We start from the raw sequence: 9703 nt of genomic DNA, 5'->3' as shown, positions 1-9703 counted from the left end.
GCGGTTAGCTGTTGCTCTGTTTTACCTACTGAGCTCATTTCAGGAATGGTATAAATACCTGCTGGAATATCTATAATCAGCTTATCTTCGCAATTACCACAGGCAATTGCATCGGCAGCTATACGGCCCTGATCAAACGCTGCACTGGCAAGGCTTGGGTAGCCAATTACATCACCTACTGCGTAAACGTTATCTACCTCAGTTTGGTACATTTCGTTGACTTTAAGCTGGCCGCGGCCATCGGCTTTTAAACCAATGGCTTCAAGGTTTAGCGTATCAGTATTACCTGTACGGCCATTAGCAAACAAAATACAGTCGGCTTTTACACGTTTGCCCGATTTTAAGTGCATTACCACACAATCTGAGCGTGTTTCTACGCGGTCAAACTCTTCATTATGGCGAATAACAATGCCGCTATTCCAAAAGTGGTAGCTAAGCGCGTCAGAGATCTCTGCATCCATAAAGGCAAGCAAGCGGTCGCGAGTATTTACTAAATCTACCTTGGCGCCTAAGCCTTTAAATATAGAAGCGTATTCACAGCCAATAACACCCGCACCGTATATAAGTACGCGTTGTGGGTCGTGCTCTAGGCCTAAAATAGTGTCGCTGTCGTAAATACGAGAATGGCTAAAGTCGACCTCTGGTGGCCGATATGGGCGCGAACCAGTAGCAATTACAATGGTTTTTGCTGTTATACGCTCTGCTGAGCCATCAAGGCGCTTAATCTCAACCGTGTGTTTATCTACAAAACTCGCATCACCTTGATACATATGAATGCGATTACGGTCATAAAAGCTGCTACGTAAGTTTGACTGCTTAGAAATAACAGAACTTGCATGGCTTAAAATATCAGGAAACGTTAAGCGGCTAGGGCGCTCGCCAACATTAAAAAGTGGATTTGCTTTGTATTCAATATAGCGGCTAACAGAGTGGCGTAATGCTTTTGAAGGAATTGTTCCCCAATGCACACAGCCACCACCAACTGCTTGTTGGCGCTCAATTACCGCTACTTTTTTATCGTTTTTAGATAAGTTCATGGCGGTGCCTTCACCGCCAGGGCCCGTACCAATAATTATTGCATCATATTGGTAAACTACGGGTGCTTTTTTTTGTTCTGGTTGTTTGGCCACAGCCACTCCTAATTAATTAAAAGAGGCTTTTAATAACCTCGCATTAAGTGCTAGCCATGCCTGTTTTTGATTTTCCCAGGCGGCTTCCAGCTCATGGTATTGTGTCATTAATGCTGATTGTTCACACTGCTTTGCCATGTTATTTTTTTTCGCTTCTAACACTTGTTTTTGTAGTGAACAGTAATTTTGCAGCTTTTTCAGCAGTAAATCGTACTCTTGTTGTAATAATGTAAGCTTATCTTGCGCTAAAGGCAATTTTGAAAGGCGCGTTTGCGTTTTGCTCATTAGGGTTTCGGCCTTTGCTTTCTCTATGCGCTCAACCGGCGTACGCTTTAATTTGCTGGCTAACCCCAGTGCTGCTAAAGAGCGAATCATCCATTTAGTTGGATCGTAATGAAACCACTTAATACCGTTACGGTAATCGCTTGCAAAAATATGATGGAAGTTATGGTAACCCTCGCCATAAGTAAATAACGCTAAAAAGCCATTATCGCGTGCGGTGTTTTTTTCTGTGTATGGGCGTGAACCCCAAATATGCGCCAGTGAATTAATGAAAAAAGTAAAGTGCTGGCTCAATACTAAGCGCAGTAAACCGGCTAGTAATAACATGCCCCACACATCACCTACCAATAAACCAAGTACAAGCGGTAAACCGACATTCATGGCTATAACAAGCTTTAAGTAGTGTTTATGTTGCCACATAACAATTTTATTGCGCTGTAAATCGCGGCAGTTGCTGTAATCGCCGTAGCTTTCGCCTTGGTAGTCACGAAGCATCCAGCCAATGTGGCTGTACCAAAAACCGTTAGTTGCGGCGTAAGGGTCTTTTACTGGGTCATCTACTTGACCGTGGTGTATACGGTGATCGCTACTCCAGTGTAGTGCACTGTTTTGCAAAGCAAATGCGCCACCAAGAGCAAAAATAAATTCTATTGCAGGGTGAACGTTATAGGCCTTATGCGCCCATAATCGGTGGTATCCGGCAGTGATAGATAGGCCTGCGTAAAACATACAGCCTACAAATGCAATCCAATGCGCGCTGGTAAATCCGTAACTAATGCCGTACCAAGGTACAAGTGTGACAGCCGCCAAAAAGGTTAGGCTAAAAAATAGGACGTTTGTCCAAATAATCGGTGGTTTATTCATCGTTTTCACTCTCAGCGTACAACTGTAAGCTAAAATAGTGTTTCAATCTCTTGGCGTCAAGTATTAGACTAGACAATTAGGCTAATTATCATTAAAACTTCATATAAAATTACTCAGGGAGCTGTGGATGTCGGGTGTTAGAGCGCAACAGAAACAAAAAACACGACAAGCCTTAATTGAGGCGGCATTTAATCAGCTAAGTGCTGATCATAGTTTTTCTAATTTAAGCTTACGCGAGGTTGCCCGTGAAGCAGGCATAGCCCCCACCTCTTTTTATCGCCACTTTAAAGATATGAACGAGCTAGGTTTAACTATGGTCGACGAAGCAGGCTTAACGCTTCGCCAGCTTATGCGCCAAGCACGCAGACGTATAGCCAGTGGCGGCAGTGTAATAACTACCTCGGTTGTTACCTTTATGGAGTTTATTGATAACTCAAGTAACCAATTTAGATTACTACTACGCGAGCGTTCTGGCACCTCAAAGGCCTTTAGAGCCGCCGTTGCGCGTGAGGTAAAACACTTTATTTTAGAGCTTGCGCATTATTTAGAAAGCGAAACTAAGTGCGATTCAATCCACGCTTATATTCAGGCCGAAGCCATGGTTACACTGGTATTTAATGCTGGCGCTGAAGCACTCGATATAGAAGGGCAACAACGCGAAGAGCTCATTGAGCGGGTTATTTGGCAATTACGTTATATTACTCGCGGTGCAGGGCATTACATTCGTGAGTCAAATAATCCAACATAGTTTAAAAAATTAGCAATAAGTTAATCTAAGCACGCAAGTTTACTCAATACATTAATTTAAGCTCTAGTGAGTAGATTGGTGATATTAAAAACCCCAAATAGTTATTTTTAGGTATAAATAATTCTTTAAGGCTAACCTTAAACACCTTTTTAGGGAATATTTATGCTTGCACCCGATGCGTTGTAATGTTAAAAATAGGCCTCACTGAACACACACAAGAAACAAGATGCAAAATATTCGTTTAATTACACTAAAACTGAACCTCTTACTGCTATGGTCAGTGAGCGGGGATTAGTGTGTTTGCATCGAGTTAAACACTAAAAGCCCCGCAATTGCGGGGTTTTTTATTATCTCGCGGCTGGGATAAATTGAAATTTGGGTAACACAGGAATGAGGGGCAGTTATGCAAGACAAAGATAAAGTATGGATTTTTGATACCACTTTACGTGATGGCGAGCAGGCGCTTAAAGCAAGCCTTACAGAAGACGATAAAATTCAGTTAGCGCATACTATTAGCCGCTTGAACGTGGATGTGATGGAAGTGGGTTTTCCGGTTTCGAGCCCTGCTGACTTTCGCTCGGTGCAACGTATTGCAACCGAGGTTAAAGGCCCAATTATTTGTGGTTTAGCACGTTCAGTAGCAAAAGACATAGAAGCCTGTGGTGAGGCACTTCGCACAGCACAGCAAAGCCGTATTCATACTTTTATTGCTACAAGCCCTTTGCACCTTGAACATAAATTACGCATGAGCCTAGACGATGCAACGGCCATGGCGGTTAAGTCAATCAAATTAGCGCGTAACTACACAGATGATGTAGAGTTTTCGTGTGAAGATGCCGGACGTACGCCGCATTGGGATTTATGTAAAATTGTTGAGCAGGCAATTAACGCCGGTGCCTCTACTATTAATTTACCCGATACCGTTGGTTTTGTAACGCCAGACGAATACGCCGCGATGATCAGCCATTTAATGAATAACGTGCCAAATATAGATAAAGCACGTTTAAGTGTGCATTGCCACAACGATTTAGGTTTAGCTGTGGCTAACTCGGTTGCCGCAGTGCAAGCGGGTGCTCGCCAAATTGAATGTACAATAAATGGTATTGGTGAGCGTGCGGGTAACTGTTCGCTTGAAGAAGTGGCGATGATCATGAAAATGCGTAAAGACCACTTAAACGTACATACCGATATTAAAAGCGAAGAAATTTATCGCGCATCTCGCCAAGTGGCAAAAATATGCAATATGCCGGTACAGCCAAATAAGGCCATTGTGGGCGAAAACGCTTTTGCACATAGCTCGGGCATTCACCAAGACGGCGTATTAAAAGCACAAAATACTTATGAGATTATGTCGCCAGAAAGCGTTGGTGTGCCAAATAACCAATTAAATATGACCTCGCGTTCGGGCCGTCATGTTATTGAGCATCGCTTAGAAGAGTTAGGTTATCAACAAGCTGATTACGATATGGACAGCCTATACGAGAGCTTTTTAGCGTTAGCTGATCAAAAAGGCACCGTATACGATTACGACCTTGAAGCCATGATTTACTTTAATCAAATTAACGATAAAGACGAAAAATACCAATTAGAGTTTGTAAACTCAGCGTCTAACTCACAGTCGGTAGCCAGCTCTACCATTGGGATGTTAATTGATGGCGAAGCGAAACAAGAAGCTGCTACAGGTAATGGCCCGGTTGAAGCGTCGTTTGCGGCTATTGAGCGCTTAACTGGTATGAGCGTTGAAATGATTGAATACAATTTAGAAGCCACTGGCCAAGGCGCAAGCTCGCTTGGTCAAGTAAACATTATTGCTAAATACGATGGCCGCCCTTATCACGGTGCGGGTATTGCTGCGGATGTGGTAGAGGCGTCGGTACGCGCCATGATCCGTGTTTACAACTTAATTTATCGTGCACAAAAAGTGTCTGATTTAAAACAACAAAGGAAAGCAGGATGAGTAAAACAAACTACAGCGTTGCCGTATTAGCAGGCGACGGCATTGGCCCAGAAGTAATGGCAGCAGCAGAGCTGGTACTTGATGCTGTTAGCAATAAGTTTGGTTTTACCCTGAACCGTCAGCATCATGCTATTGGTGGTGCAGCCATTGATGAATTTGGTGAAGCATTACCACCAAAAACACTAAGCGCGTGTGAAAACGCCGATGCCATTTTATTTGGTTCAGTAGGTGGCCCTAAGTGGGAAAACCTACCACCAAACGAGCAACCTGAGCGTGCATCGCTTTTACCACTTCGTAAGCACTTTGGTTTGTTTTGTAACTTACGCCCAGCACAGCTTTTACCCGCACTGAGTGCAGCATCGCCATTACGTGCTGATATTAGCGAAAAAGGCTTTGATATTTTATGTGTGCGCGAGCTTACAGGCGGTATTTACTTTGGCGAAAAAGGCCGAAGTGGAGAGGGTGCTGAAGAAGCCGCATTTGATAAACAAACATACTCACGTAAAGAAATTGAACGCATTGCTCGCTTTGCCTTTGAAGCGGCAAAATTACGTAGTAACCATGTCACCTCGGTAGATAAAGCAAATGTACTTGCATCAAGCGTGTTATGGCGCGAAGTAGTTACCGAAGTAAGTAAAGACTACCCAGAAGTAAGCCTTGATTACATATATGTAGATAACGCCGCAATGCAGTTAGTTAAACAGCCTAGTCAGTTTGACGTACTTCTTTGCGATAACTTATTTGGTGATATTTTGTCAGATGAATGTGCAATGATCACAGGCTCTATGGGCTTATTACCATCGGCAAGCTTGAATCAATCGGGCTTTGGTTTGTACGAGCCAGCCGGCGGCTCCGCTCCTGATATTGCTGGTAAAGGCGTTGCAAACCCGATTGCACAAATTTTAAGTGCTGCACTAATGCTACGTTACTCATTGGGGCAAGACGAAGCAGCGCGCACCATTGAAAAAGCCGTAGCCGAAGCTGTAGAAGCAGGCGTTGGCACGCCAGATATCTACCCACAGGGTGGATACAGCACAAGCGATGTGGCAGCAGCCATCGTTTCACGTATTTAATATATAAATCGCAGCACCGTTATGTTGCGACTTAACAAAGTAGGGAATTAGCAAGTGGCCCAAACGTTATACGACAAAATTTGGCAAGCACATACCGTTGCCAGTATAAACGAGCAAACTGATTTACTTTATATTGACCGTCATTTAGTACACGAGGTGACATCACCGCAGGCCTTTGCGGGCCTACGTGAAAAAAACCGTAAAGTACGTTGCCCAGAAAAAACCTTTGCAACGATGGATCATAATGTATCGACTAAAAGCCGATCACTTGATGCCGCAAGCGAAGTATCTAAAAACCAGTTAATGGCGCTAGATGCAAACTGTAAAGAGTTTGGTATTGTACTTTACGATTTAAACTCAATTAACCAAGGCATAGTGCATGTCATGGGGCCTGAACAAGGTATTACCCTGCCAGGCACTACCATTGTATGTGGTGATAGCCATACCTCTACGCATGGCGCGTTTGGCGCATTAGCACACGGTATTGGTACGTCTGAGGTTGAGCATGTATTAGCAACGCAAACGCTACAGCAAAAAAAGGCAAAGTCGTTAAAAATTCAAATTAACGGTGTGCTTCGCCCAACTGTCACCTCTAAAGATTTAATTATGGCGGTTATTGGCAAGCTAGGCACCGCTGGTGGCACAGGCTATGTTGCTGAATTTTGTGGTGAAGGCATTGAAGCACTTTCAATGGAAGCCCGTATGACACTATGTAATATGAGTATTGAAATGGGTGCAAAAGCAGGTTTAATAGCACCAGATCAAATTACGTATGATTACTTAAAAGGTCGCCCATTTGCACCTAAAGGCGCTGACTTTGACGCCGCAGTTGAATACTGGGAAACCTTAAAATCAGATGAAGGTGCTGAGTTTGACTTGGTTGTTGAGCTTGAAGCCGACAACATTCAGCCGCAAATTACGTGGGGCACAAGCCCAGAGCAAGTAATTGGCGTTGATGAATGCATACCCGATCCTGATCAAGAACCTGATTTAATTAAAGCCGATGCTATACGCAGTGCGCTTAAATACATGGACTTAAAAGCGGGCGATAAATTATCAAGCGCAAAAGTAGATACAGTATTTATTGGCTCGTGTACTAATAGCCGTATTGAAGATTTACGTGCCGCGGCAAAAATTGTTGAAGGCAAACAGGTAGTGGCTGGCATAGAAGCGTTAATCGTACCGGGCTCAGGCCTTGTTAAAAAGCAAGCCGAAGACGAAGGCTTAGCCGATATTTTTAAAGCGGCAGGTTTTGAATGGCGCGAGCCAGGCTGTTCAATGTGCTTAGCAATGAACGACGACCGCTTAGAAGCAGGCAAGCGCTGTGCATCTACGTCTAACCGTAACTTTGAAGGCCGCCAAGGCCGTGGCGGGCGTACACATTTAGTAAGCCCTGCAATGGCAGCCGCTGCTGCAATACATGGTCACTTTGTTGATATAAGAGGAGAAGCCTAATGAGCGTATTTTTTAGTGGCTTAATGGCCCCACTTGATAAAAACAATGTAGATACAGACCAAATTATTCCTAAGCAGTTTTTAACATCAACTAGCCGTGATGGTTTTGATGCTGCACTGTTTTACGATTGGCGTTACCTAGAAAACGGCGAACCAAATCCTGATTTTATTTTAAACCGCCCATGTTACCGAGGCGCGCAAATATTATTAACCCGCGACAACTTTGGTTGTGGCTCATCACGCGAGCATGCACCGTGGGCACTTAAGCAATATGGTTTTGAAGTAATTTTAGCAGAAAGCTTTGCTGATATTTTCTTTAATAACTGTGGCAACAACCAAATGTTAGCCATTGCGCTACCCGCTGATACGCTTGAGCAATTGTTTGTACTTAGTGAGCAACAAGACGATATAAACATTCAAATTGATCTTGAAAACCAAACACTAACAAGCGATAAGTTTGCGCCAATTAGTTTTGATATTCGTAAAGACGTAAAAGAGCGTTTATTAAGTGGCTTAGATTTTATTGGTGTGACCGAAACGCTAAATCCACAAATTGATGCGTTTGAAAAACAACTTGCTGCTGAGCGCCCTTGGCAGTAACGAAAAGCAATTAATTACATATGAAAACAAAGCGCGGCTGAGTATATAAGCCGCGCTTTTTTTATGTTTAAGTTTTCTAATTATTAATGTCTAAAATCTGCCATTAGCGCAGGTATACCTGGCAGCATACCAACAATAGCCATAACGGTAGTTAAAATAACAAACATAATTAGCGGAATAACCCAGCGGCTCATTTTAGTTAAATTAGCACTGCGCTCTTTACAGCCTATTAAGCCCAAGTTATCAAGCAGCATAGTTAGTGACCAACCAAAAGCAGGGTTAACCAAGCTTGAGGCAAATACCACAATAGCGGCCGATTGCGTTGTTTTACCTTCGCGTGTCATTTCCATACCCGCCTCAAGCAGCGGAATAAACACACCAACAATAAGCGCAACACACAGCACGGGTTGCCAAATGGCTAAATCCATCGGGTAGCCCCATAAACCTGCAATAATACAAAATACGGCTGTTAAAATGGCGCCCGCCGGAATTGGGCGTTTAGCAATAGCGGCAGGGACAATGTAAGTCCCCCACGATGAGGTAAAGTTAGCACCACCGGCAAGTGAGCCAAAGGTCTGCCTAACCGATGCGCTTAGCATGGTGTCGTCTATATTCATTTGAACTTTTTCAGTGCGCTGCGGGTAACTAATTTTTTGAAAAACTTGATGCCCTAAAAAATCCGGTGACCACATAGCGACAGCCAGTACCGCAAACGGCAGCACAACCACAAAGCTTTCAAGTGTTGGTAGGCCCAACATCCAACCTGTGTTTTCGCCCCACCAATAAGCTGGGTTCATATTTGGTAAGCCTGGCGCGGTATTAAATTCAAACGGGGCACCGAGCGCAAAAGCAACTCCACCGCCAATAAGGCAGCTAAGCGGCACAGCTAGCCAGCGCTTTTTAAAATGCTCAAGTAACGCATACAATAAAATGGTCGCCAAAATAACAATAAATGCAATGTGCGCCATATCAATGCCTTCAGCCCATGCAAACAACTTTTTAACCTGCGAAATAGTCCCAATAAAGCCTAAATATATAAGTAAGCCCCCGCACACCCCTTTACTCGTTAAGCGTGCCAGCAAGCTCCCTCCTTTAGTTATGGCCAAAATAAAGCCAAAAGCACCAATGAGTAAGCCAAATGCCATAGGGTGACCGCCAGCGGCAACCACAATAGGAATAAGAGGAATGAGCGGACCGTGAGTACCGGCTAAGTTAGCCGTTGGTAAAATAAAGCCCGAAAACAAAATAATAAAAATAGAAACAATGAGTAATTCATAGCGTACGTTTTCTAACACAAATGCATCGCTTAAACCCAGCGGCGCTGCAAAAGTAGCGGCAATAGCCCCCACCATAACGACCTTACCAATGGTGCCCGCCATAGCTGGAATAGTGTCTTCAAATTCAAAGCGGTAGTCTCTAAACGGTAAATTAGGCCGCCAACGCTTAGGCTGCATAATTTGTAGCTCGTGCTCTAGGTATTCGTTGCGGGTAGTAAATTCTGAACTCGCTTTATGCTGATTTTGATAGCTGCTGGCATCATCTACGTGCGATGCGCTTGTTTTTTCTGGCTCGTTACCCTTTGGGGTTACTGACAT

Annotated in this window: 8 protein-coding genes; 5 read left to right on the top strand and 3 right to left on the bottom strand. The window is 43.8% G+C overall.

The window, feature by feature from the left end; translation table 11 throughout:
- Both sthA and AABI99_RS05235 read right to left on the bottom strand, forming a co-directional pair.
- Window positions 1–1130: Si-specific NAD(P)(+) transhydrogenase (gene sthA, locus AABI99_RS05240; RefSeq protein ID WP_338364116.1), on the bottom strand; the 1130-nt coding region annotated here is incomplete at its 3' end.
- A 12-nt stretch (window positions 1131–1142) separates the two neighbouring features.
- Window positions 1143–2276 carry a fatty acid desaturase gene (locus tag AABI99_RS05235; protein ID WP_338364113.1) on the bottom strand — a complete coding sequence of 378 codons (1134 nt, stop codon included), beginning with the start codon at window positions 2274–2276 and terminating at the stop codon, window positions 1143–1145.
- A 127-nt stretch (window positions 2277–2403) separates the two neighbouring features.
- On the opposite strand from AABI99_RS05235, the gene fabR reads away from it, so the two are divergent.
- The 5 genes from fabR to leuD all read left to right on the top strand — a co-directional run bounded on the left by fabR (window position 2404) and on the right by leuD (window position 8108).
- On the top strand, window positions 2404–3024 hold the full coding sequence (gene fabR, locus AABI99_RS05230) for an HTH-type transcriptional repressor FabR (protein WP_338364111.1): 621 nt from the start codon (window positions 2404–2406) through the stop codon (window positions 3022–3024).
- A 403-nt stretch (window positions 3025–3427) separates the two neighbouring features.
- A complete protein-coding gene (gene leuA / locus AABI99_RS05225) occupies window positions 3428–4981 on the top strand; it encodes a 2-isopropylmalate synthase (RefSeq protein WP_338364109.1) in 1554 nt (517 codons plus the stop codon).
- On the top strand, window positions 4978–6054 hold the full coding sequence (gene leuB, locus AABI99_RS05220) for a 3-isopropylmalate dehydrogenase (RefSeq protein ID WP_338364106.1): 1077 nt from the start codon (window positions 4978–4980) through the stop codon (window positions 6052–6054). Before leuA ends, leuB begins: the two co-directional genes overlap by 4 nt.
- A gap of 54 nt (window positions 6055–6108) precedes the next feature.
- Complete coding sequence (gene leuC / locus AABI99_RS05215) at window positions 6109–7509, top strand: 3-isopropylmalate dehydratase large subunit (protein ID WP_338364104.1); 1401 nt, start codon at window positions 6109–6111, stop codon at window positions 7507–7509.
- Entirely contained in the window at window positions 7509–8108 is a 600-nt protein-coding gene (leuD, locus tag AABI99_RS05210; protein ID WP_338364102.1) for a 3-isopropylmalate dehydratase small subunit, read from the top strand. Before leuC ends, leuD begins: the two co-directional genes overlap by 1 nt.
- Window positions 8109–8191: 83 nt before the next feature.
- On the opposite strand, the gene AABI99_RS05205 is transcribed toward leuD, so the two are convergent.
- A complete protein-coding gene (locus AABI99_RS05205) occupies window positions 8192–9703 on the bottom strand; it encodes a DUF3360 family protein (protein WP_338364100.1) in 1512 nt (503 codons plus the stop codon).

The organism is uncultured Pseudoalteromonas sp., from assembly GCF_963922945.1.
Lineage (GTDB): Bacteria > Pseudomonadota > Gammaproteobacteria > Enterobacterales > Alteromonadaceae > Pseudoalteromonas.
The sequence above is the reverse complement of the archived record's forward strand: the minus strand, read 5'-3'. Positions and strand labels throughout refer to the sequence as shown.